The organism is Streptomyces sedi (genome assembly GCF_006335015.1).
Classification (GTDB): domain Bacteria; phylum Actinomycetota; class Actinomycetes; order Streptomycetales; family Streptomycetaceae; genus Streptomyces; species Streptomyces sedi.
On the sequence record NZ_VDGT01000006.1, the window covers coordinates 1 to 22,422 of the forward strand.

Sequence of the window (22,422 nt, forward strand, 5' to 3'; positions counted from 1 at the left end):
CCCCGCCCGCGACCCGCGTGACGGTGCGATAGCCGTCGGGGTCGATCTCCAGGGTGAACAGGCCGTCGACGGTGTAGAGGCCGCGGCCCAGGTTGCCGCCGTTCTCCGCGACGCCGACCAGCACGGGGCCGGCGACGGACCAGTGCTCCGAGCCGTCCGTGCCGTAGCGCACCAGCGCGGTGCCGCCGATGTCCGTGTCGTGGGCGGCGCCGGTCTCGGCATGGGTGACGCGCACCACCAGCGGACCCCGGTAGACCACGGCGGCGGGCGTGCCGTCCGCGTGGGTCGACAGCACCAGCCGTTCGACCTCGTCCACCACCGGCACCCCGGTCACCGGCGCGTCGCAGCGCTCCCCCGCCGGCATCTCCCACGGCGCGGACGGCGCGGGCTCCCAGCCTCCGGCCTCCGCGCCGTCGACGGTCGCGCCGGCCGCCGGCGGGGCGCCCGCCCCCAGCAGCAGGGCGGCGACGGCAGCCGCCAGCAGGGGAGTTCGCCCGTTCCTCAGTCGCATCTTTCTCTCCGTTCGACGAGACACGACGCGGCGCACTCGGCGCGCCACTCGCGCCCCGCGTCCCACGCGGGCGCGGGCGCCTCGTTGACGCCCGGATGAACAGCCGTCGACGGCTGGACCACCTTGCCCACGCCCCGTCAACCTAGGTCATACGTTTGCCGGGTGGACATCCTTCGGTGGGACGTCTTCCTCACCGTTCTCGGTGTGGTGGTCCCCATCTTCGCCGCGCTCTACGAGTTCGTCTTCGTCGGCCGCAAGCGCCTCGGCTACCGGGTCCAGATGGACACCATCGCCAGTGACGAGGTGCACTCGGCGTACGCCGGCTCGCTCCAACGGCTGGAACGCGACGACGGCGACCCGCTGGTCGACCCGTCCTTCGTGCTGCTGCGCTTCGAGAACAACGGCGCCACCCACATCGACGAGACCGACTACGCGGTCCTCGACGACGACCGGGTCGGCATCCGCGTCGTCTTCCCCGGCCGGAGGGTGGCGGGGCTCGTCGTCACCGAGCTGAGCCACGACTATCTGCGGCCCTCGTTCGAGGGCGACTCGGGGCTGCATGTCAGGGACGGCGTCATCCAGTTGCCCCGGGTGCCGATGAACCGGGGCACGCACTACAAGGTGTTGGCCACGCTGGAGCGCGAGCCGGGCGAGAACCGGGCGGCCGGCGCCGCGTTCGCCCCTCCCAAGGTGATCGGCGGGATCAAGGGCGGCGTCGGCTCGGGCGACATACCGGAGACCCGCAGCCGCACCGGCACCTCGGTCCCGGCCATCGCGCTGGTCTGCTTCCTGGTGACCATCATCGTCACGCAGTTACTCATCTCGCTCAACGACGAGAACGCGCCGCTCGACTGCGCCTCCGGCAGGCTGACCCTGACGGGATCCACGGCGTTCGAGCCGGTGCTCGAAGACGCGGCGGAGATGTACGAGAGGACCTGCCCCGACGCGACGATCGCGGTCGAGACCCGGGGCAGCAGCGACGGACTGACCGAGCTGGAGAGCGCCGGTCGCGACCACGAGCGGGGCAGACCCCCGATGCTGGCCTTCTCCGACGGCCCCAAGCCGGAGGACCACCCGCTGCTGCTGCCGCGCCCCGTCGCCCTCTCCCTCTTCACCCTGGTGGTCAACGAGGAGGCCGGCGTCCTGGATCTGACGCCCGAGCAGCTGCGCTCCGTCTTCGACGGCACGTACACCAACTGGTCCCAGCTGGGCGGCGAGGACATGCCGATCCGGGTGGTCGGCAGGGACGACGGTTCCGGCACCCGGCGGGTCCTCCAGCACCAGGTACTCGCCGGCGACCGCGAGCCGGGCAGCACCTCGGACAACTGCCGCGACCGCGACCCCGGCGCCCCGGTGACCCGCTGCGAACGCCGCTCGACGCCCGAGGTGTTGGACGCGGTCACGGAGACCCCCGGCGCGATCGGCTACGCCGAGCTGGGCGCCGCCCTGAACCGCGAGGAGCTGCCCCGGCTCCGGCTCTCCGGGCACGAGGCGTCGACCGAGACCGCCGACCACGGGGCCTACCCGTTCTGGGAAACCGAACTCGCCTATACCTATGGCGAGTTGGACGCGGATTCGCTGGCCGCGAGCTTTCTGCGCTACCTCACCAAGGACGTCGGCCGCGACCTCATCCGCGCCCAGGGCCACCGCCCCTGCACGGAGCTGCGGAACCCGGTCCTCTGCCGTCCGGCGTCCGGGGAGTAGGGGCGCCTGCCGCGCCCCGCCCCTCCGCGGCCCCGCGCCACGGCCGGACGGGCGCGGGGTCGCGGAATACCCCGGGTGGAGGGCGTTCAATGAAGCGTTTCACGCCATTCGAGCGGGCTCGGACGCGACCTGTGGCGCGCCTCGTTCGGTACTGCGGACGAGCGGCGCGCGACGCGGCGGGCGGAGCGCCATGGGGCCCTGCACACCCCTTGACGGGGACAAGTTGGCGTTGTCAGACTCCGGGGACCCGAGCGCTCGCCGATCACCCAGGGGGGCGGGTGCTGGGGCCCCTCTTCCCATCGCTCAGCCGTGCCGTTCTCCGGCCGTTAAATGAATCGATTCACGGCGGGCCGTTCCCGTTTTGTTCACCGAGCAAGGAGGCTCTTCGATGCCCAACACGAAGACCGCGCTGAGAGGGCTCGCCGTGGCCCTGGCCGGCGCGCTGACGCTGACCGCCTGCGGCGGCGACGGCGGGAGCGGCGACGGAAAGGTGACGCTCCGGTTCACCTGGTGGGGCACCGAGGGGCGGGCCGACCGCTACCAGGAGGCCGTCGACCTCTTCGAGGAGCAGAACCCCGACATCACCGTGCAGACCAGCTTCGCCGAGTTCAACGACTACTGGACCCAGCGCAGCACCGACGGCACCTCGGGCGAGCTGCCCGACGTGATGCAGATGGACCTCTCCCGCCTGCTGGAGTACGGCAACGGCGGGCTCCTCCACGACCTCGGCGAGTTCGAGGGCGACGTGTTGGACACCTCCGGCATCGAGGAGGAGCTGCTGGCCTCCGGGCGGGCCAACGAGCAGCTGGTCGCCGTGCCCACCGGCACCAACACCTTCGCGCTCTTCTACAACCCGGACCTGATCGAGGAGTTGGGCGTCGAGCTGCCCGAGTGGGACTACGACTGGGACGAGTACCGGGAGTTCATGAGGGCCACCGGCGAGGCCGGCGCCGGGGCGGACCCGCGGGTCCACGGGCCCAACGACTACACGATGATCTGGTGGCTGTTCATGATCCACCTGGTGCAGCAGGGGGTCGAGCCGTTCGCGGAGAACGGCGAGATGAACTTCTCCGAGGACGACATGCGGGAGTTCATCGGCTCGGCCGACGGGCTGCGGGAGCCGGAGAACCTCACCTTCCCCACGGCCCGCACCGAGCAGCTGCTGCCGAAGAGCGGCTTCACCTCGGCGGAGACCCCCGTCGAGTTCAACTGGGACAACATGCTCAGCCAGGCGTCCCAGGACGCGGGCAGCGACAACCTCCAGCTGATGCCGCCGCCTTCGGGGCCCGACGGCGAGAAGCACCTGTTCCTGAAGCCGACCATGCAGCTGGCGGTCGGGGCGAACAGCGCGCACCCCGAGGAGTCGGCGAAGCTGATCGACTTCCTGATCAACTCGCCCGAGGCCGGCGAGATCATCGGCACCGAGCTGGGCATCCCGGCCGCGCGGGAGCGCCTCGACTCGCTCCAGGTCGAGCCCGGCAGCCCCGACGAGCGGGTCGTCGAGTACGAGCAGCGGGTGCGGGACGAGGGGTATGTCACCGAGTCGGCCCCGTTCCACCCGGAGGGCTTCGGCGCGGTCGAGCAGGAGTACGTGCACGTGCTGGGGAACGAGTTCGGCTACGGGGACATGAGCGTCGACGACTTCGTCGAGCGCTGGTTCTCCGAGGCGCGGAACCTGCTGATCACCTACTGACCGGCCACTGACCGCCCCGCGGGCGGCCGGCCCCGGCGCCCCCACCGGCCCGGCCGCCCGCGCGGGCGTCCCCCTGGCACGCGCCCCCGTCGCGCGCGCTCCCTTCGCGCGCCGGGGCACGCGCCCCTCCCCCAGCCGGACCTCCCCCGCCGAACCCCCCCGAACGGAAAACGCCCATGTCGCTGTCCCCGCAGGCGTCCAGGGCCGCGCCCAAGCGCCGGCCAGGACCGCCCCGTTCCCGGCGGCGCACCGCCGAGACGCGGGCCGGTTACGCCTTCCTCGCGCCCTGGCTCCTCGGCTTCCTCGCCCTGACGGCCGGGCCGATGATCGCCTCGGCCTATCTCGCCTTCACCGACTACCACCCGATCAGGGGCGGCAGTTGGATCGGGCTCGACAACTTCGACCGGCTCCTCGACGACCCGCGCTTCCTGGACTCCGTCGAGGTGACGGCGACCTACGCCGTGGTGGGCACGCCCATCAAGCTGGCCGCCGCGCTGGGCGTGGCGATGCTGCTCAACTCGCGGCGCCGCGGGCAGGGCACCTACCGCTCGCTCTTCTACGCGCCGTCGCTGATCGGGGCGAGCGTCTCCGTGGCCATCGTCTGGAAGGCGATGTTCAACGACCAGGGCATCGTCGACGACATCGGCCGGTTCTTCGGGATGTCGGGCGGCGGCTGGGTGGGCAACCCGGACCTGACGCTGCCGATGATGATCCTGCTGGCGGTCTGGCAGTTCGGCGCGCCGATGGTGATCTTCCTCGCCGGGCTCAAGCAGATCCCCCACGAGCTGTACGAGGCGGCGCAGGTGGACGGCGCCGGGCCGGCGCGGCGGTTCTTCCGGATCACGCTGCCGATGCTCTCGCCGGTGCTCTTCTTCAACCTGGTGCTGGAGACGATCAACTCGTTCCAGATCTTCGCCTCGGCGTTCATCATCTCGGGCGGCCAGGGCGGTCCCGCCAACTCCACGCTCTTCTACACCCTCTACCTGTACCAGCGCGGCTTCGGCCAGGGGCAGCTCGGCTACGCCGCGGCGATGGCCTGGCTGCTGGTGATCGTGGTCGGGATCATCACCCTGGTGTTCTTCAGGACCTCCAGGTACTGGGTCCACTACTCGGGAGACGGCCGATGAGCACTCCACTTCAGACGGAACCGCGACCGGAGCCACACGGGAACCCCGAGCCGGCGCGGGAACCGGCGCGCGGCGCGCTCGCACGGCGCGCGGCGGGCCGCAGGCGCGGGCGCACGCTCGGCTTCCACCTCGCGGCGTGGGCGCTGGCGGTGGTGGTGCTCTACCCGGGCGTGTGGATGGTGCTCTCCGCGTTCCGGCCGAGCAGCGAGATCATCGGCCAGACGGGGCTGATCCCCGACCAGACCACCCTGGACAACTTCCGCAAGGCGTTCGAGGGCATCGGCGGGATCTCGTTCTGGACCTTCTTCGGGAACTCGCTCTTCCTGGCCGCCGCCTCGGTGATCGGCGTCTGCCTGTCCTGCTCGGTCTCCGCCTACGCCTTCGCGCGGATCGACTTCCCCGGGCGGAGCGTCTTCTTCGCGCTGATGATCGGGACGCTGCTGCTCCCGTTCCATGTGGTGATCATCCCGCAGTTCATCATGTTCAACGAGATCGGCTGGACGGACTCCTATCTGCCGCTGCTGGTCGGGAAGTTCCTGGCGACCGACGCGTTCTTCGTCTTCCTGATGGTGCAGTTCATGCGGAACCTGCCGCGTGAACTGGACGAGTCGGCGCGGATCGACGGCGCGGGGCATCCGCGGATCTTCGTCTCGATCGTGCTGCCGCTGATGCGGCCGGTGCTGGCGACGGCGTCGATCTTCGCGTTCATCTGGAGCTGGAACGACTTCCTGGCGCCGTTGATCTACCTGCGGTCGCCCGACTCCTATCCGCTGCCGCTGATGCTGCGGCAGTACACGGACCAGACGACGACGTCGGACTACGGCGCGCAGATGGCGGCGGCGGTGCTGGCGCTGGTGCCGGTGCTGATCTTCTTCGTGCTGTTCCAGCGGTACATCGTCGAAGGTGTCGCGACCCAGGGTCTGAAGGGCTGAGGCGGATGGCGGCGGCGGGGCCCTGCGGGCGGGGGCGGTCGGAACGGTCCGGCGAACGACGGGAACGGGCCGGCGGGCTCGCGCTCTTCGGCGAGGTGGTGATCGTCGGCGCGGTGGTCGCGGTGCTGGCCGTTCCGCTGGTGACGCTGCTGCCGGCGCTCGCCGCCGGGGTCGCCCATCTGCGGCGGCAGCTGACCGGGCACAGCGTGCGGATGGCGGATCTGCTGCGGGACTTCGCCACCGCGTGGGGTGAGCTGTGGCGGCTGTCGCTCGCGGCGCTGGGGGCCGCGCTGGTCCTGCTGTGGAACGTGTCGCTGGCGCAGGCCGGGCTGGTGCCGGGCGCCGGCGGACTGCGGGTGCTGACCTGGGCGCTGCTGCTGGCGTGGGCGGTGCTGCTGCTGCGGGTCGCGGCCCGGTGGCGCCCCGGCGCGGAACGGGGGGCCGCGCTGCTGCGGCTGTCCGCCGAGGAGGCGCCGCGCGACCCGGGCGGCTCCGCGCTGCTGGCGGCCGGGGTGCTGCTGTGCGGCACGTTCGTGTGGATGCTGCCGCCGCTGCTGCTGCTGGCGGGCGGGCTGCTTGCGCTGGCGTCGCTGGGCGTGGAGACGAGGGCCGCGGCCCGCGGCGAGGGCTGAGGGTTGCCGCGCGTCGCGCCCGTTCACAGCCACTGCCAGCAGACCGTGTACCCCAGCTCGGGGAAGTGCTCGTGCCGCCAGGTCGTCGCCCCGTAGTCGCCGCAGAAGTCGCCGCCGGGACCGCCGTCGGCACGGCCGGTGACATAGACGTTGGCCTGGCCGCAACCGGTGAAGGAGAACGTGGGCGCGTTCTCAGGGCCCGTCATCAGCAGGCAGTTGTCGACGGCCGCGAGGCCCGCGTCGTCCGGGTAGTTCATCCGCAGGCACAGCCGGACGTCCAACGTGTCCCAACCGGAGACCGAGAAGGACCGACCGTGGTGCCCGGGGGCGGAACGGTCGCAGTCGTCCCAGGAACTCTCGCCGTCGAAGCGGTCGACGACCGTGAAGTTGCCCGTCTGGCAGGGGGTCTCTTCCCACGGCGCGTCGTCGGTCTGACCGCCGTAGACGCAGCCGCCCGCCCCGGCGTGGTACGCGCTCCCCCCGCTGTGCCGGTAGGCGAGGCATAACCTGACGTCGAGTGAGGGGTAGGCCACGGTCCAGTCCACGGTCTCGGCGTCCGTGTAGTCCAGGCAGTCGGCGTGGGCCGGGATGACCTCCCTCACCTCGAACACGCCGTCACCGCAGGTCACGGGCTCCAGGTCGGCGTCGTCCGGCGTTCCCGCGTTGGCGAAGCAGTCGCCCGCCGACGCGTCCTCGACGGGGTGGGGCTCCGGCTGGGGCTGGGCGTCGTGGTCCTCGGCCGGCTCGTCCCATCCCGCCCCGGAGTCGGCGGGAGGCGGAGAAGGCGAGGCCGAGCCGCCCGGTCCCCGCTCGTCGTTCTCGGCGAAGGCCGCGAACAGGGCCAGCGCGACCAGCAGGAGGAGGGCGAGGCCGCAGCCGGAGCCCCTGTCCCGGCCCCCCGTTGCCCGCCCGCCCCCGTGGCCGTCTCCCGCTCCTCCCCCGCCTCCCCCCGTGAACCGGCTCCGCCCCCCTCCGTCGCCGAGCCAGTCGCCGTCGTCCCCGCCGAAGCCGCCCCCACCGTCGCCGTCACTCACGGGCAATCCCTCCTCGGCACACCGTGAACCCCCGCCCGGAACCACGCCGCCCGCGGGCTCGCCGGTTCCCGGGCCCGGGAGCGCTCGGGCCGTTACGGGAGAGGGGCCGCCCCGGGGACGCCATGCCGCGAAGGACGCGGGCGCGGGCCGCGGGCGGGCGTCCGCTACAGAAGGTCCCCGCTGTGGGTGAGGATGATGCGGCGGAGTTCGCGGGCCGCCCTCGGGGGTGAGACGTCGCCGCGGTGGGCCAGGGAGATCGTCCGGTTGAGGCCGGGTGGGACGAAGCGGGTCGTGCGCAGCCCCGACCGTTCGGCGACCGTGCGGGGGACCACCGCGATGCCGAGCCCGGCGCGGACGAAGCTGAGCACCGCGTCCATCTCGCCGCCCGCCACTCCGAAGCGCGGGTCGAAGCCCGCCGCCTGGCAGGCGGCCAGCGTCAGCTCCCGCAGGTCGTACCCGTGGCGGAACATTACCAGCGGCCGGTCCCGCAGCTCCTCGATCGCGATCGGACCGGCGGGCAGCGGCCGTTCGCCCTCGACCGGCGGCGCCTCGACCGGCGGCGAGATCACCACCAGCTCCTCGCGCGACAGCTCCTCCGTCGCCAGCGCCGGCGCCTGCCCGGTCAGCGGGGTGATCACCAGCGCGAGGTCCAGCTCGCCCGAGGCGAGCGCGCGGACCAGGTCCTGCGAGCCGTCCTCGTGGACCAGCAGCTCGATGCCGGGGTAGCGGTCGCGGAACTCGCGCAGCACGTCCGGCACCAGGCTGGCGCACAGGCTCGGCGGCGCGCCCAGCCGCACCCGGCCGCGCCGCAGCTGGGCGACCTCCTGCACCTCGCGCCGCGCGGTCTCGGTGTCGGCGAGGATGCGGCGGGCCAGCGGGAGCAGCGCCGCGCCCGCGTCGGTCAGCGAGATGTGGCCGCGCGCCCTGTGGAACAGCTCGGCGCCCAGATCCCGCTCCAGCGCGCGGATCTGCTGGGAGAGGGACGGCTGGGAGACATGCTCGCGCCGCGCGGCGCGGGTGAAGTGCCGGGTCTCGGCCACCGCCGTGAAGTACCTGAGCTGTTGCAGCTGCACCCGCCCGCCTCCTGTCTCTCACCCCGGTCACCAGCGGTTCATTCCAGAATAGCCATTGCCTATCGAAATCACTCGATCTATGTCTTGGACCGATGCGGTGGCCGCTCCCTACCGTCGTGTGTCATGGCACTGGCGACGCGCACCCGGCGCACCGAACGCGGCGAACGGCCCGAACGTCCCCCGCCGACCCTGGTCCGGCTCTGGCGTTCCACCGTCGGCAAGAAGACCGTGATGGCCGTCAGCGGCGCGCTGATGCTGCTGTACCTGGTCTTCCACATGCTGGGGAACCTCAAGGTGTTCTTCGGCCCCGACGACATGAACGGCTACGCCCACTGGCTGCGCACCGTCGGCGAACCGGTGCTGCACCACGAGTGGTTCCTGTGGCTGGCGCGGGTCGGGCTGCTGGCCGCCGTCGTCGCCCACGGGGTGGCCGCCTACCAGCTGACCCGCCGTGACATCGCCGCCCGCCCGGTCGGTTACCGGCACCGGCTGGCGCGCACCAGCTACGCGACCCGCACGATGCGCTGGGGCGGCGTGATCCTCGCGCTGTTCGTCGTCTGGCACCTGCTGGACCTGACCACCGGCCATGTGAACCCCAACGGCGAGGCGGGCCGCCCGTACGAGAACGTCGTCGCCACGTTCAGCACCTGGTACGGCAACGCGATCTACGGCGTCGCGATGGTGGCCGTCGGCCTCCATGTCAGGCACGGCTTCTTCAGCGCCGCCCAGACCCTCGGCGCCGGCTCCGTCGGCCGGGACCGCGCGCTGCGGCTGACGGCCGACGCGCTGGCGCTCGTGCTGACGCTCGGCTTCCTCGCCGTGCCCATCGGCGTGACCACCGGAATCGTGGAGTGAGACGGTGAACGGAACACCCCCCGCGGACACACCCCCCGCGGACGCATCCCCCGCCTACACCGACTACCGGGTCGGCGCGCCCGTGGTCGACGCCAAGGCGCCGGAGGGGCCGATCGAGGAGCGCTGGGCGCGCCGGCGCTTCGAGGCGAAGCTGGTCAACCCGGCCAACCGCCGCGCCCACACCGTGATCGTCGTCGGCACCGGCCTCGCGGGCGGGGCCGCCGGCGCCACCCTGGCCGAACAGGGCTACCGCGTCCTCCAGTTCTGCTACCAGGACTCGCCGCGCCGCGCGCACTCGATCGCCGCGCAGGGCGGGATCAACGCGGCCAAGAACTACCGCAACGACGGCGACTCGGTGCGCCGGCTGTTCTACGACACCGTCAAGGGCGGCGACTTCCGGGCGCGCGAGTCCAACGTGCACCGGCTGGCCGAGGTGTCGGTGGAGATCATCGACCAGTGCGTGGCGCAGGGCGTGCCGTTCGCCCGGGAGTACGGCGGGCTGCTGGACACCCGCTCGTTCGGCGGGGTCCAGGTGTCGCGGACGTTCTACGCCAGGGGGCAGACGGGGCAGCAGCTGCTGCTCGGCGCCTACCAGGCGCTCTCGCGCGGCATCGCCGCCGGCTCGGTCGAGATGCGTCCGCGCACCGAGATGCTGGACCTGATCGTGGTGGACGGCCGGGCGCGCGGCATCGTGGCCAGGGACCTGGTCACCGGCCGGATCGACACCCATCTCGCGGACGCGGTGGTGCTGGCCACCGGCGGCTACGGCAACGTCTTCCACCTCTCCACCAACGCCAAGAACTCCAACGCCACCGCGATCTGGCGGGCCCACCGGCGCGGCGCGCTCTTCGCCAACCCGTGCTTCACCCAGATCCACCCGACCTGCGTGCCGCGCTCAGGGGACCACCAGTCGAAGCTGACGCTGATGAGCGAGTCGCTGCGCAACGACGGCCGGATCTGGGTGCCCAGCCAGGCCGGCGACACCCGCGCGCCGGCCGACATCCCGGAGGACGAGCGGGACTACTACCTGGAGCGGATGTACCCCTCCTTCGGGAACCTGGTGCCGCGCGACATCGCCTCCCGCGCCGCGAAGAACGTCTGCGACGAGGGGCGCGGCGTGGGCCCCGGCGGGCAGGGCGTCTATCTGGACTTCGCCGACGCGCTGGCCCGGCTGGGCCGGGAGACGGTCGAGGCGCGGTACGGGAACCTCTTCGAGATGTACCAGCGGATCACCGACGAGGACCCGTACCGGGTGCCGATGCGTATCTATCCGGCCATCCACTACACGATGGGCGGGCTGTGGGTCGACTACGACCTGGCGACGACGATCCCGGGGCTCTTCGCCATCGGGGAGGCCAACTTCTCCGACCACGGCGCCAACCGGCTGGGCGCCTCCGCGCTGATGCAGGGCCTGGCGGACGGCTACTTCGTGCTGCCGGCGACGCTCGCCGACTTCCTCGCGCGCCACCCGCACGACGAGGTTCCGCGCGACCACCCGGCGGTCACCGACGCGGTGTCCGAGGTGACGGACCGGCTGTATCTGCTGCTCTCCAACAACGGCGACCGCTCCCCCGAGTCCTTCCACCGCGAGCTGGGCGAGCTGCTGTGGGACACCTGCGGGATGTCGCGTTCGGAGACGGGGCTGCGCAAGGCGCTGGAGCGGATCCCGGAGCTGCGCGCCGAGTTCTGGCGGCGGGTGCGGGTGCCGGGCGGCGGGAAGTCGCTCAACCAGTCGCTGGAGAAGGCCAACCGGGTCGCCGACTACCTGGAGCTGGCGGAGCTGATGTGCCTGGACGCACTGCACCGCGCGGAGTCCTGCGGCGGCCACTTCCGGGAGGAGAGCCAGACCCCGGACGGCGAGGCGGCGCGCAGGGACGGGGAGTTCACCTACGCGGCGGCGTGGGAGTTCACCGGGCCCGGCAGCGCGCCCGTACTGCACCGGGAGGCCCTGGAGTTCTCCCACGTCCACCCCACCCAGCGGAGTTACGCGTGAAGATCACCCTGCGCATCTGGCGCCAGTCGGGCCCCGAGGACCGGGGCGGGATGCGGACCTACGAGCTGGACGACGTCACCCCGGAGATGTCCTTTCTGGAGATGCTGGACACCCTCAACGAGAAGTTGATCGAGAACGGCGAGGAGCCGGTCGCGTTCGATCACGACTGCCGGGAGGGCATCTGCGGCGCCTGCGGGATGGTGATCAACGGCGAACCGCACGGCCCGGACCGCACCACCACCTGCCAGCTGCACATGCGGCACTTCGACGACGGCGCGACGGTGGACGTCGAGCCGTGGAGGGCGGCGGCGTTCCCCGTGGTCAAGGACCTGGTGGTGGACCGTTCCGCGTTCGACCGGGTGATCGGCTCCGGCGGCTACATCACCGCGCCGACCGGCTCGGCGCCGGAGGCGCACGCCACCCCGGTGGCGAAGGCGACGGCCGACGCCGCGTTCGAGAACGCCGAGTGCATCGGCTGCGGCGCGTGCGTCGCGGCCTGCCCCAACGGCTCGGCGACGCTCTTCACCGCGGCGAAGGTGGCGCATCTCAACGCGCTGCCGCAGGGGGCGCCCGAGCGGGAGAGCCGGGTGCTGGACATGGTGGAGACCATGGACGCCGAGGGCTTCGGCGGCTGCACCAACACCGGGATGTGCACCTCCGTCTGCCCCAAGGGCATCCCGCTGGCGTCGATCTCCACCATGAACCGCGAGTACCTGCGGGCCCTGCGCAAGGCGTGACCGGCGGCCGGCCTCAGTCCGGCGGCGGGGGCGGAAGCGTCGCCGCCTCGGGCGCCGGCCCCGGCCAGACCAGCAGCACCGGGCAGGGGGCGTGGTCGACGACGAAGCGCGCCGCCGGACCCAGGCTGTGCGGGCCGAGCCGGTCGCGTTCCCCGTCGCGGGCCAGCACCAGCAGCTCGGCGCCGACGGCCGCCCGCACCACCTCCCGTTCGACCCGGCCGGCCAGGCGGGCGGTGCGGCAGGGGCGGCCGAGCCGGTCGGCGGCGGCCTGGAGCAGCCGCTCGGCGTGGCCCTCGGCCAGCTCCTCCAGCGCGTCGCCGGGGTCGGCGTCGCCCCGGCCGAGCAACCCGGCGTAGGCGCCGTGCGCGGCGGCCGGCGGCCCGGGGTCGGTGACGTGCAGCAGCACGACCTCGCCGGTGGCCGGGGCGTGCGCGCGGGCGGCGTCCACGGCCGCGGGCCAGGTGTCCTCGACGAGCCAGACGACGGCGGACACGGGGGTCTCCCTTCGGTTGGGGGCGGGGGCGGGGGCGTTCACGTCGTGGGCGTTCATGCCGTGGGCGCGCCGATCAGCGCGAGCGCGGCCCACAGTGCCAGCACGGCGGCGGTCAGCGCGGGCACCACGGTCAGCAGGCCGAGCCGGGTGAACTCCCCGAGGCCCACCTCCTCGCGGTGCGCCCGCACCACGCGCCGCCACAGCAGCGTGGCCAGGGAGCCGGCGTAGGTCAGATTGGGGCCGATGTTGACGCCGAGCAGCACGGCCAGGACCGCGCCGGGGCCGAGCGGGGCGACCAGCGGCAGCAGCACCAGCACGGCCGGCAGGTTGTTGACCAGGTTGGCCAGCACGGCGGCCAGCGCCGCCAGCACCAGCAGCTCCCCCAGCGCCGCGCCGTCGGGCAGCAGCGGGCCCAGGACGTCGGCCAGGCCGTGGTCGACCAGCGCGCGGACCACCACCCCGAGCGCCAGCACGAAGAGCAGGAAGGTGGGCGACGCCGAACGCAGCACGGCGAGCGGCGTGGTGCGGCCCCTGGCCAGCCCGCGCGCGGCGAGCACGGCGGCGCCGGCCGCCGCCGCCCACACCGGCTCGAAGCCGAGCGGGGCGGCCACCACGAAGCCGAGCAGCGTGCCCCCGAGGACGCACAGCGCGAAGACCGGCACCGGCGGCGCGGGCGCTTCGGGGTCGGGGACGGGGGCCGCCGCCGCGAGGTCCGCGGCGAAGAACCGCCGCATCACCAGGTACTCCACGCCGATCGCCACCGCCCAGGGCAGCGCCATCAGCGCGGCGAAGCGCGGCAGGCTCAGCCCGCTGGCGGCGAAGGCCAGCAGGTTGGTCAGGTTGGAGACCGGCAGCAGCAGCGAGGCGGTGTTGGCCAGATGGGTGCAGGCGTAGACGTGCGGTCGCGGCCTGGCGCCGACCGCCGAGGCGGTCACGAAGACGACGGGGGTCAGCAGCACCACCGTGGCGTCCAGGCTCAGCACGACGGTGACCAGCGAGGCCGTCAGAAAGACCCGGCCGAGCAGCCGCCGCGGGTGTCCGGACGCGCCCCTGGCCATCCACCGGCCGCAGGCGGTGAAGAGACCCTCGTCCTCACACCCCTTGGCCAGCACGAGGACGGCCGCCAGAAAGCCGACGACGGGGGCGAGATGGCGCACCTCGGCGGCCACCGCGTCCCAGGAGACCGCGCCGACGGCGAGCGCCACCGCGGCGGCCGGGACGGCGAAGGCCGCCTCCGGCAGTCCGCGCGGCCGGAGCACCGCGCCGGCGAGCACGACGAGCAGCAGCAGGACCGGCAGCACCTCGACGAGCGGAACGTTCAGCCTGGCCTCCGGGCGGCGCGCGGTCGGTTCCCCACCGCCGGGCGGCGGGGAGCGGTCGCCGGATGCTATCGGGCACCGCGCGCGCTCACCCCTTGACGGCCCCGGTGGCCAGGCCGGCGACGTAGAAACGCTGGAGGGCGACGTAGAGCACCACGCACGGCACCATCGCGATCACCGCACCGGCCGCCAGCAGCCCGAAGTCGACCTGACCGTAGGTGCCCTGCTGGAGGTTGGCCAGCGTCACGGGCAGGGTGTACAGGTCCTGGTCGGTGAGGAAGGTCAGCGCGCCGAGGAACTCGGTCCAGGAGACCAGGAACGCGTAGAGCGCCACCGTGGCCGCCCCCGGGGTGACCAGCGGGCGCAGCACGGAGGTCAGCATCCGGAGCGTTCCGGCGCCGTCCACGTGCGCGGAGTCCTCCAACTCGCCGGGCACGGCGGCGAACGCGTTGCGCATCACGAAGACGCCGAACGGCAGGTTGACCGTCGAGTAGAACAGGACGAGCCCGAGCAGCGAGTCCGTCAGCCGCATCGTATTCATCTGGAGGTAGAGCGGGGTGAGGATCGCCTGGAACGGGACCATCATGGTCAGCACCAGCACGCTGAAAAGCCCGCCCCTGCCCCGGAAGGAGAAGCGCGCGAAGCCGTAGCCGGCGAGGGTGGCCAGCAGCGCCGTCAGCGCGGCGGTGGCGAGCGAGACGAGCAGGCTGTTGAGGATGGGGCGGGCCAGCTGCCCCTGGTCGAGCAGGGTGGTGAAGTTCCCGGCCGACCAGTCGAAGAAGGTGTCCAGGGTGGGGCGTTCGACGATGACCGCGTTCGACTGGAGCGAGCGGGCCAGCGCGAAGGCCAACGGCATGAGGAAGACGAGCGCGGCCCCTCCCCCGCCCAGCAGGTAGAGGGTGCGCCGCAGCCGGGGTTCCGTGTCGCGGCCGGTCGCGCGGCGGGGGGCGGTCGCGCGGCGGGGGGTCTCGGTGGTCATGGGCTCTCAGTCCCTCTCGCGGAACAGCCAGAACTGCGTGGCCGTGATGACGGCGATGATCGCCACGAGGATCAGCGACATCGCGGCGGAGGCGCCCAGTTGGAGGTCGATGAACGCGCGCCGGTAGATGGACATCACCACGGTGGTGGTGTCCGAGCCGGGTCCCCCCTGGGTGAGGATGTAGAACTGGCCGAACGCCAGGAAGCTGCCGATCACCGAGATCACCGTGGCCAGCACCAGCGAACGGCGCACCATCGGCAGCGTGATGTCGCGTTCGGTGCGCCACCAGCCGGCGCCGTCCAGCTCGGCCGACTCGTAGACCTCGCGCGGGATGCCCTGCATGGCCGACATCAGCAGCACCATGGTCAGCCCCGAGGTGCCCCAGACGACCAGCGCCACGATCAGCCCGGTGGCCATCGGCCCGTCCGCCAGCCAGGCGGTGGTGCCGTCGGTGAGGCCGAGCGCCTTGAGCAGCACGTTGACGCCGCCGCTGTTCGGTTGGGCCTCCAGCAGCATCACGAAGCTGATGGTGGTGAGGCCGATGATGTACGGCAGGAAGAAGACGGTGCGCAGCAGCTTCGCCCCGCGCCGGTGGGAGCGCACCAGCACGGCCAGCGCGTAGCCCAGCAGCAGGATCGGACCGGTGACGATCGCCGTGTACAGCAGCGTGTACAGGATCGATCGGCCGAAGACCGGGTCGGACCAGGCGAGTGCGTAGTTGCGCAGTCCGATGAACTCGTAGTCGCCGATCAGCGGGAAGTCGGTCAGCGAGATGTAGACGGCGACCAGCAGCGGGGTGAAGACGAACACGACGACGAAGAGCACGGCCGGCAGCACCAGCGCCAGCCCCGTGCGCGCCGGGTGGGTGAGGGAGCCCGCACGCCCGCGCGGCGGCCGGCTCCCGGCGTCGGTGGCGGTGTCGGTGGTGGTCACGCGTCCCCCTGTCGCAGGATCTCGTCGAAGCGGGGCTGGGCCGCCCGCAGGGCGCGCTCCACGCCGTCGCCGAAGACCGCCTCGCGGATCATGGCGAGCCAGGGGCCGTCGTTCTGGTTGTAGATGCGGGCGTAGGCGAGGGAGAGCGGGGCGTGGCCGGCGTCGAGTTCCAGCAGCGGGGGCGCGGCCAGCGGCCACCTCGCGCGGAACGCGTCGGTCGCGGCGTCGGCGCGGACCGGGATGTAGCCGGTCTCCGGCAGCGAGGTCTGCTGCTCCAGCTCCAGGCAGAACGTGACGAACTCCCATGCGCCGACCGGGTTGTCGGAGCCGTTGGGCAGGCAGAGGTTGGTGCCGCCGTCGAAGAACGAACGGCCGCCCTCGGGCCCGGCCAGCAGCCGCACCTCGCACTCGGCGAGGAGTTCCTCGCTGGCGTCGGCGGTGACGATGCCGAAGCCGCAGGGCATCATCCCGACGCGGCCGGCCTGGAACTGGGAGGCCCAGCGGGAGCCGTCGTCGGAGTCGACCGCCGGCGGGGTCAGCCCCTCGGTCCACAGGGTGCGCAGGAACTCCAGGGTGGCGCGCAGCGGTTCGTTGCCCAGGACGTGGGCGCGCTGGGCGCCGACCTCGCCGGTGATCAGGTCGGCGCCGCCGGCCCAGACGTGCGGCTGGACGGTGAAGGCGAGGGCGCCGGCGGCGTTGCCGGGGAAGAACCAGCCGTGGGTGTCGTCGCCGAGCCCCGCGACGGCGCGCGCCGCCTCCAGATAGCCCTCGAAGGAGCCGGTGGTCTCGTCGACGTCGACACCGGCCCGTGCGAAGAGCGCGGCGTTGCACCAGAGCGTGGAGTTGTCGGCGAGCGAGGGGGCGCCGAACGAGCGGCCGTCGCGGGCGCTGAGCGCGAGATGGCCGGGGCTGAGCCGGTCGCGGTAGGGCAGCGCGTCGATCAGCGGGGTGAGGTCGGCGAAGACGCCGCGGTGCACGAAGAGCGCCGAGTTGATGTCGTCGATGTCCACCAGGTCGGGCACCCGGCCGCCGCGGATGGCGGTGGCGAGCTTGGTGACGTACTGGCCGTCGGGCACCGGGGTGAGGTCGACGCGGACCCGGTCCTGGGCGGCGTGGAAGCGGTCGACGAGCCGCTGGGTGGTGGGTTGGAGCCCGCCCCGGCACCAGAGCCGGACGGTGCCGGAGGGTTCGGTGTCGGCGAACTCCGGCGCGGTGACGTCGATCGGCGGCGGCGAGCTGGCGCAGCCGCCGAGCAGCGCCCCGGCGGCGCCGGCCCCCATGAGTCGGAGGAACTGCCCTCTGCTGAGTCCCATCGTCGCCCCATCTCCCGTTCCCGGACTCGTCTTCCGGCCATTCCGTCGGCGGTTTTCGGAAACGAAGGAAACCGATGTCCGGGACCCTAGAAAGGCACCCCCGAGCGCGTCAACCCTCTGTAAGCAGGGGAAAATAGAGACGTCAGGCACCCTGGACAGCTCCCGTTCCGCCACTGCTACGGTGCGTGGGAACGGGCGGAAACTCGGAGGAATCATGAAGCGCGACGCCAGCCGTGGTGCCGGACACGGTGCCGGGCGCGACGTCAGGACCGTGCGGATCACCGACGTGGCCCGCGCCGCCGGCGTCTCCCCCAGCACGGTGTCGAAGGCGCTCAACGGCTCGGGTTCGCTGCGCGAGGCGACCCGCGAGCGGGTGCGGGCCGCCGCCGAACAGCTCGGCTTCGTGTCGGACGCCGGCGCGCGCGCCCTGTCGATGCGCCGCACGTTCATCGTGGGCCTGCTCTCCACGGACAACGTGGGCCGCTTCAGCCTGCCCGTGATGCTCGGCGCGGAGAACGCCCTCAGCGTCGGCGAGATCTCGACCCTGGTGGCGACGGCCCGGCGCGGCTCGGTGCAGGAGCAGCACCATCTGCGGACCCTGGTCGCGCGCCGGGTGGACGGCATCATCGTCACCGGCAAGGCGACCGACCCGAGGGAGCCGATATCCGTACCGGTGCCCGTGGTCTACGCGTTGGCGCCCTCGACCGACCCCGACGACATGTCGGTGGTCCCCGACGACGCGGCCGGGATGCGGCTGGTCGTCGACCATCTGCGGACCCTCGGCCACCGCCGGGTCGCGCATGTCGGCGGCCGTCCCGAGCACCGCACCTCCCGGGTGCGGCTCGCCTCGCTGCGCGCGTCGCTGGCCGAGGCCGGGATGGAGCTGGTCGGCGAGCCGCTGCTGGGCGAGTGGAGCGAGCCCTGGGGGCGGCAGGCCGTCGACCTGCTGCTCCGCCGCGACGGCGACGCCGCCGCGCGGCCCCCCATGACCGCCGTGGTCTGCGCCTCCGACCAGCTGGCCCGCGCGGTCGGCGACCGGCTGCGTGAGCGGGGCGTCCGGGTGCCGCACGAGGTGGCCGTCACCGGCTACGACAACTGGCAGGTCATGTGGGAGGCCAGCCGGCCGCCGCTGACCACCGTGGACATGGACCTCGAAGGACTCGGCCGGCGCGCGGCGGAGCGGCTGCTCGCCGCGATCACCGCCGAACCCGGCGGAGGGTTCGCCGACGCCGGCACGGAGCTGGTCCCGCCCCGGCTGGTGGTGCGCGGCTCCTCCATGGCGGACGACTGACACCGGGCGTCCGTTCGGCACCGACGAGAGGGATCGATCAGCACATGGGTACCCGTCACACGCAGCTCGCCCTCGGCGAGATCCGGCCCGCCGGCTGGCTCCGCCGCCAACTCCGCCTCCAGGCCGAGGGGCTGACCGGCCGGGTCGAGGAGATATGGCCCGACCTCGGCCCCGGTTCCGGCTGGCTCGGCGGGCCGGGCGAGGACTGGGAGCGCGGCCCCTACTACCTCGACGGGCTCGTCCCGCTGGCGCACGTGCTGGACGACGCGGCCCTGCGCGAGAAGGCCGCCAGGTGGATCGAGTGGATGCTGGCCAGCCAGCGCCCGGACGGCCAGTTCGGCCCGGAGAGCAACGACGACTGGTGGCCGCGGATGGTCGCCCTCAAGGTGCTGGTGCAGCACGCCGAGGCCACCGGCGACGCACGCGTTCCCGGCTTTCTCGCCCGTTACTTCACCTACCAGTTGGCGCACCTGCCCGGCCGCCCCCTCACCGAGTGGGGCGCGGTGCGCGCCACCGAGAACGTGCTGGCCGCGCTCTGGCTGCACGCCCGCGACCCCGACCCGCGCTGGCTGGCCCTCTCCGAACTGCTGCTGGAGCAGAACGCCGACTGGGTCGGCTACCTCACCGGCGACGAGCTGATCACCGGCCCCGCCACGGTCTTCGAGCACCGCACCCACGGGCCGAACGTCGCCATGGGTCTGAAGGTCCCGGCCGTCCGCGCGCTGCTCGACGAGGCGTCCGGGCGCGGAGGGGAGGGCGGCTACGCACGGCTCACCGCCTGCCTGGCCGCGCTGGACCGCTGGCACGGCCAGGTGCACGGCATGTTCTCCGGCGACGAGTGGCTGGCCGGCCGAGAGGCGCACCACGGCATCGAGACCTGCCAGGTGATGGAGTACCTCTTCACCCTGGAGCAGTCGGCGCTCGCCTTCGGCGAGGGGGCGCTCGGCGACCTGGCCGAGCTGGTCGCGTTCAACCACCTGCCCGCCGCGTTCGACCCCGAGATGCGCGCCCACCAGTACCACCAGCAGGCCAACCAGATCTCCGCCACGGTCGCCGAGCGCCGCTGGACGCTCAGCTCGGACGACGCCAACATCTTCGGTCTGGAGCCGCACTTCGGCTGCTGCCTGGCCAACATGCACCAGGGCTGGCCCAAGTTCGTCGCCTCGCTGTGGATGCGGTCGGTCGGCGACGACGGGCTGACGGCGTTCGCCTACGGGCCCAGCACGGTGCGCACCCGGGTCGGCGGGACCGAGGTGACCGTCGAGCAGACCACCGACTACCCGTTCGAGGAGACCGTCCGCCTCGACGTGTCGGTCTCCGCACCGGTCCGCTTCCCGCTGCGGCTGCGCGTCCCCGGCTGGTGCCGCGGCAGCGCCACCCTCACCGTCGACGGCGAACCCCACCCGCTCGCACCCGGCGCGGACGGCTACGCCGTCCTGGACCGCACCTGGTCGGGCGGCGAGACCCTGCGCCTCACCCTTCCCATGCGGCTGCGCAAGGAACGCCGCGAGCGCGGCGCGCTCGGGCTGCGCCTCGGCCCGCTGGTGCTGGTCGCGGCCGTGCCCGAGTCCTGGCGCCCGCTGCCGGACGCGCGCGGGCTCGGCGAGTGGGAGGTGGTGCCGCTCGGCTCGTGGAACCACGGCCTCTACCTCGGCGACGGCCTGGAGAACTGGCCGATCCGACGCACCCCCGTCCCCGAGGTCCCGTTCGCCGCCGCGACCGCACCGGTCACGGTGCGCGGCCGGGGCGCCCGCGTGTACTCCTGGCGCATCGAGGACAACTCGGCCGCCGTGCCGCCCGACAGCCCCGTCCCCGTCGGCTCCCCGCTCGGCGACCTCCGCCTTGTCCCCTACGGCTGCGCCCGCCTCCGCCTCGCGGAACTCCCCACCGTCCTCCCGCCCCGCCGCTGACCCGCGCGCCCCCGCACGCTCCTCGCGGAGCGCGCGGGGGCGTTCCCGATCAGGACCACGTCCCCCGCGCCGCCTCCTCCGCCACGAAGTCCTCGAAGGCGATCGGCTCGCGCCCCAGCACGCGGCGCACGTCGTCCGAGGGCTCGGCCAGGTGGCCGGCGCGCAGCATCTCGAAGGTGGTGACGAGTTCGGCGAGTTCGTCCCCCGTGATCCCCTCGGCCCTCAGCTCGGCCACGTACTCCTCCGGGGTCAGGTCGACGAAGTCGATCCGGCGTCCTGAGGCTTCGGCGATCAGCCGGATCGCCTCGCCGAAGGGGAACGCGCGCGGCCCTGACACGTCGTAGGCCCGCCCGTCGAGGCCGTCCCCGGTCAGCAGCGCGGCGGCGACCTCCGCGATGTCGCGGGTGTCGACGAACGGCTCCGGCACGCCCGCCGTGGGCAACGCCAGCCGGCCGGCCCGCAGCGGGTCGCGCCAGTAGTCCTGCGAGAAGTTCTGGTGGAAGTTGTTGGCCCGGATGATCGCCCACTCCACGCCCGACTCCCGCACGGCCCGCTCGGCCTCGGCCATCTCCGGGAACGAGCCGGGCGGGCAGTGCTCCATGCCGCGCCCCGAGAGGGCGACCAGCCGCCGCACCCCGGCGTCCACCGCCCGCCGGGCGAGAAGCCCGTTCCGCCCGGGCGGCCCCGCGACCAGATAGAGGGCGCGCGCCCCCTGGAGCACCGCCGGCCACGTCGACTCGTCCGCCCAGTCGAACCGCACCTCGCCGGAACGGGACGCCGGCCGCACCCGGTGGCCCGCGTCCCGCAGCGCACGCGTCACCAGCCGCCCGGTCTTGCCGGTACCGCCGAGGACCACGATCTCTTCGTTGTTCGTCATGCCCCCAGTCAACGCGCGCCGCCGCGCGGGGGGCATGGTCGACGGTACGCGGAACATCCGCGGCCGTCCGGCCGTTGAACCCCGGCGATGGACCCCTACGACGAGCTGCTCCGCGGTGTCCGGACGGACGAGGTCCGCTTCCGGCGCTTCGCGCTGTCGCCCCCGTGGACGCTGCCGCTTGAGGGCGGCGCCGGCTGTCTGACGCTGGTCGCGCCGCTGCGCGGCGGCGGCTGGGTCGAGGGCGCGCCGGGCGAGGACGGCGCACGCCCCCGGCGCTTCGGCGCGCACGACGCGGTGGTCCTCCGTGGCCCCGGCCGCGGCCGGCTGACCGACCACCCCGGCGGGGGCAGGCCCGCCGGCGGGCGGGAGCCGACCGTGCTGCTGGTCGGGACGTACCGGGTGACCGGCGAGCTCTCACGGCGGCTGCTCGGCCTGCTGCCGCCGACGCTGCTGGTGGACGGCGAGGAGGACGACTGCGCCCCGCTGATGGACTTCCTCGACACGCAGGTCGCGGCCTCCCCACCGGAGCAACAGGCCGTGCTGGACCGGCTCTTCGACTGGCTGCTGGTCTGCACCCTGCGCAGCTGGTTCGACGGTCCCGAGGCCGCCGCCACGCCCGGGCTGCTCCCCGCGCTGGGCGACCCGGTGGTGGGCCCCGCGCTGCGCGCGCTGCACGCCGCGCCGGCACGCCCGTGGACGCTGGCCGCCCTCGCGCGGGAGGCGGGGGTGTCGCGGACGACCCTGGCGGGCCGGTTCACCCGGCTCGTGGGCGAGCCGCCGCTGACCTATCTCACCGAGTGGCGCATGTCGCTCGCCGCCGAGCTGCTGACCGAGTCGAAGGCGCCGCTCGCCTCGGTGGCCCAACGCGTGGGCTACGCCGACGCGTTCGGCTTCAGCACCGCCTTCAAACGGGTCCACGGCACCAGCCCCAGCACCTACCGCGCCACCCGCGCCTGACCGGCCGAGCAGGGGGCGCGGGGAACGGCGCGAGCGCCCCACCACCGGGCCGCGGACGG

The 22,422-nt window shown here is 73.2% G+C and carries 20 protein-coding genes; 11 read left to right on the forward strand and 9 right to left on the reverse strand.

Translation table 11 applies throughout. The annotated features are described in order from the left end of the window. Positions 1-511, reverse strand: a 511-nt coding sequence (locus FH715_RS09780) for a hypothetical protein (protein ID WP_139643119.1), incomplete at its 3' end; no start/stop codon positions are given. Between the two features lie 162 nt (positions 512-673). Here FH715_RS09780 and FH715_RS09785 point away from each other — a divergent pair. The 5 genes from FH715_RS09785 to FH715_RS09805 all read left to right on the forward strand — a co-directional run bounded on the left by FH715_RS09785 (position 674) and on the right by FH715_RS09805 (position 6,599). Beyond that, on the forward strand, positions 674-2,215 hold the full coding sequence (locus FH715_RS09785) for a PstS family phosphate ABC transporter substrate-binding protein (protein WP_139643121.1): 1,542 nt from the start codon (positions 674-676) through the stop codon (positions 2,213-2,215). Positions 2,216-2,603: 388 nt separating this feature from the next. Beyond that, on the forward strand, positions 2,604-3,908 hold the full coding sequence (locus FH715_RS09790) for an ABC transporter substrate-binding protein (protein WP_139643123.1): 1,305 nt from the start codon (positions 2,604-2,606) through the stop codon (positions 3,906-3,908). 176 nt (positions 3,909-4,084) lie between these two features. Further along, positions 4,085-5,035, forward strand: coding sequence for a carbohydrate ABC transporter permease (locus FH715_RS09795; protein WP_139643127.1), 951 nt, complete (start codon positions 4,085-4,087; stop codon positions 5,033-5,035). Then, a complete protein-coding gene (locus FH715_RS09800; RefSeq protein WP_139643130.1) occupies positions 5,032-5,967 on the forward strand; it encodes a carbohydrate ABC transporter permease in 936 nt (311 codons plus the stop codon). The genes FH715_RS09795 and FH715_RS09800 overlap by 4 nt, the downstream gene beginning before the upstream one ends. Positions 5,968-5,972: 5 nt before the next feature. Then, positions 5,973-6,599 carry a hypothetical protein gene (locus tag FH715_RS09805; protein ID WP_139643135.1) on the forward strand — a complete coding sequence of 209 codons (627 nt, stop codon included), beginning with the start codon at positions 5,973-5,975 and terminating at the stop codon, positions 6,597-6,599. A gap of 23 nt (positions 6,600-6,622) precedes the next feature. On the opposite strand, the gene FH715_RS09810 is transcribed toward FH715_RS09805, so the two are convergent. Together FH715_RS09810 and FH715_RS09815 are read right to left on the reverse strand one after the other, a co-directional pair. Then, complete coding sequence (locus tag FH715_RS09810) at positions 6,623-7,633, reverse strand: LppU/SCO3897 family protein (RefSeq protein WP_139643136.1); 1,011 nt, start codon at positions 7,631-7,633, stop codon at positions 6,623-6,625. Positions 7,634-7,797: 164 nt separating this feature from the next. Beyond that, positions 7,798-8,706, reverse strand: coding sequence for a LysR family transcriptional regulator (locus tag FH715_RS09815; protein WP_139643140.1), 909 nt, complete (start codon positions 8,704-8,706; stop codon positions 7,798-7,800). Between the two features lie 123 nt (positions 8,707-8,829). Between FH715_RS09815 and FH715_RS09820 the strand changes: the two genes are divergently transcribed. From FH715_RS09820 to FH715_RS09830, 3 genes are all read left to right on the forward strand, one after another. Further along, positions 8,830-9,561 carry a succinate dehydrogenase cytochrome b subunit gene (locus FH715_RS09820; protein ID WP_139643143.1) on the forward strand — a complete coding sequence of 244 codons (732 nt, stop codon included), beginning with the start codon at positions 8,830-8,832 and terminating at the stop codon, positions 9,559-9,561. A gap of 82 nt (positions 9,562-9,643) precedes the next feature. Continuing rightward, positions 9,644-11,554, forward strand: a complete 1,911-nt coding sequence (locus FH715_RS09825) for a fumarate reductase/succinate dehydrogenase flavoprotein subunit (protein ID WP_246108678.1) — start codon at positions 9,644-9,646, stop codon at positions 11,552-11,554. Continuing rightward, positions 11,551-12,291: a succinate dehydrogenase/fumarate reductase iron-sulfur subunit gene (locus FH715_RS09830; protein WP_139643149.1), complete on the forward strand. Its 741-nt coding sequence runs from the start codon at positions 11,551-11,553 to the stop codon at positions 12,289-12,291. Before FH715_RS09825 ends, FH715_RS09830 begins: the two co-directional genes overlap by 4 nt. A 13-nt stretch (positions 12,292-12,304) precedes the next feature. Here FH715_RS09830 and FH715_RS09835 read toward each other — a convergent pair whose 3' ends face one another. The 5 genes from FH715_RS09835 to FH715_RS09855 form a co-directional block, all read right to left on the reverse strand. Then, on the reverse strand, positions 12,305-12,784 hold the full coding sequence (locus tag FH715_RS09835) for a universal stress protein (RefSeq protein ID WP_139643152.1): 480 nt from the start codon (positions 12,782-12,784) through the stop codon (positions 12,305-12,307). 53 nt (positions 12,785-12,837) lie between these two features. Then, complete coding sequence (locus tag FH715_RS09840; RefSeq protein WP_246108659.1) at positions 12,838-14,085, reverse strand: SLC13 family permease; 1,248 nt, start codon at positions 14,083-14,085, stop codon at positions 12,838-12,840. A 106-nt stretch (positions 14,086-14,191) separates the two neighbouring features. Next, positions 14,192-15,082 (reverse strand): carbohydrate ABC transporter permease, encoded by an 891-nt coding sequence (locus FH715_RS09845; protein ID WP_139643157.1) that lies wholly within the window; start codon positions 15,080-15,082, stop codon positions 14,192-14,194. Positions 15,083-15,088: 6 nt separating this feature from the next. After that, on the reverse strand, positions 15,089-16,015 hold the full coding sequence (locus FH715_RS09850; RefSeq protein ID WP_139643160.1) for a carbohydrate ABC transporter permease: 927 nt from the start codon (positions 16,013-16,015) through the stop codon (positions 15,089-15,091). Continuing rightward, positions 16,012-17,328 carry an ABC transporter substrate-binding protein gene (locus FH715_RS09855; RefSeq protein WP_139643163.1) on the reverse strand — a complete coding sequence of 439 codons (1,317 nt, stop codon included), beginning with the start codon at positions 17,326-17,328 and terminating at the stop codon, positions 16,012-16,014. Before FH715_RS09855 ends, FH715_RS09850 begins: the two co-directional genes overlap by 4 nt. A 214-nt stretch (positions 17,329-17,542) precedes the next feature. Here FH715_RS09855 and FH715_RS09860 point away from each other — a divergent pair, with 214 nt between their 5' ends. Beyond that, complete coding sequence (locus FH715_RS09860) at positions 17,543-18,619, forward strand: LacI family DNA-binding transcriptional regulator (protein WP_139643166.1); 1,077 nt, start codon at positions 17,543-17,545, stop codon at positions 18,617-18,619. 44 nt (positions 18,620-18,663) lie between these two features. Then, the gene (locus FH715_RS09865; protein ID WP_139643194.1) at positions 18,664-20,529 is read left to right on the forward strand and encodes a beta-L-arabinofuranosidase domain-containing protein; all 1,866 of its coding nucleotides are present in this window, start codon (positions 18,664-18,666) and stop codon (positions 20,527-20,529) included. A 49-nt stretch (positions 20,530-20,578) separates the two neighbouring features. Here the strand turns inward: FH715_RS09865 and FH715_RS09870 are convergent, their stop codons facing one another. Beyond that, positions 20,579-21,406 (reverse strand): NAD(P)H-binding protein, encoded by an 828-nt coding sequence (locus FH715_RS09870; protein WP_139643197.1) that lies wholly within the window; start codon positions 21,404-21,406, stop codon positions 20,579-20,581. Between the two features lie 87 nt (positions 21,407-21,493). Here FH715_RS09870 and FH715_RS09875 point away from each other — a divergent pair, with 87 nt between their 5' ends. Next, positions 21,494-22,363: an AraC family transcriptional regulator gene (locus tag FH715_RS09875; protein WP_139643198.1), complete on the forward strand. Its 870-nt coding sequence runs from the start codon at positions 21,494-21,496 to the stop codon at positions 22,361-22,363. Positions 22,364-22,422: the final 59 nt, after the last annotated feature.

Excerpts from the sequence above, each read along its gene's own strand:
- FH715_RS09790 (WP_139643123.1), top strand. The coding sequence starts at position 2,604 with ATGCCCAACACGAAGACCGCGCTGAGAGGGCTCGCCGTGGCCCTGGCC.
- FH715_RS09795 (WP_139643127.1), top strand. The coding sequence starts at position 4,085 with ATGTCGCTGTCCCCGCAGGCGTCCAGGGCCGCGCCCAAGCGCCGGCCA.
- FH715_RS09800 (WP_139643130.1), top strand. The coding sequence starts at position 5,032 with ATGAGCACTCCACTTCAGACGGAACCGCGACCGGAGCCACACGGGAAC.
- FH715_RS09805 (WP_139643135.1), top strand. The coding sequence starts at position 5,973 with ATGGCGGCGGCGGGGCCCTGCGGGCGGGGGCGGTCGGAACGGTCCGGC.
- FH715_RS09820 (WP_139643143.1), top strand. The coding sequence starts at position 8,830 with ATGGCACTGGCGACGCGCACCCGGCGCACCGAACGCGGCGAACGGCCC.
- FH715_RS09845 (WP_139643157.1), bottom strand. The coding sequence starts at position 15,082 with ATGACCACCGAGACCCCCCGCCGCGCGACCGCCCCCCGCCGCGCGACC.
- FH715_RS09855 (WP_139643163.1), bottom strand. The coding sequence starts at position 17,328 with ATGGGACTCAGCAGAGGGCAGTTCCTCCGACTCATGGGGGCCGGCGCC.
- FH715_RS09860 (WP_139643166.1), top strand. The coding sequence starts at position 17,543 with ATGAAGCGCGACGCCAGCCGTGGTGCCGGACACGGTGCCGGGCGCGAC.
- FH715_RS09865 (WP_139643194.1), top strand. The coding sequence starts at position 18,664 with ATGGGTACCCGTCACACGCAGCTCGCCCTCGGCGAGATCCGGCCCGCC.
- FH715_RS09870 (WP_139643197.1), bottom strand. The coding sequence starts at position 21,406 with ATGACGAACAACGAAGAGATCGTGGTCCTCGGCGGTACCGGCAAGACC.
- FH715_RS09875 (WP_139643198.1), top strand. The coding sequence starts at position 21,494 with ATGGACCCCTACGACGAGCTGCTCCGCGGTGTCCGGACGGACGAGGTC.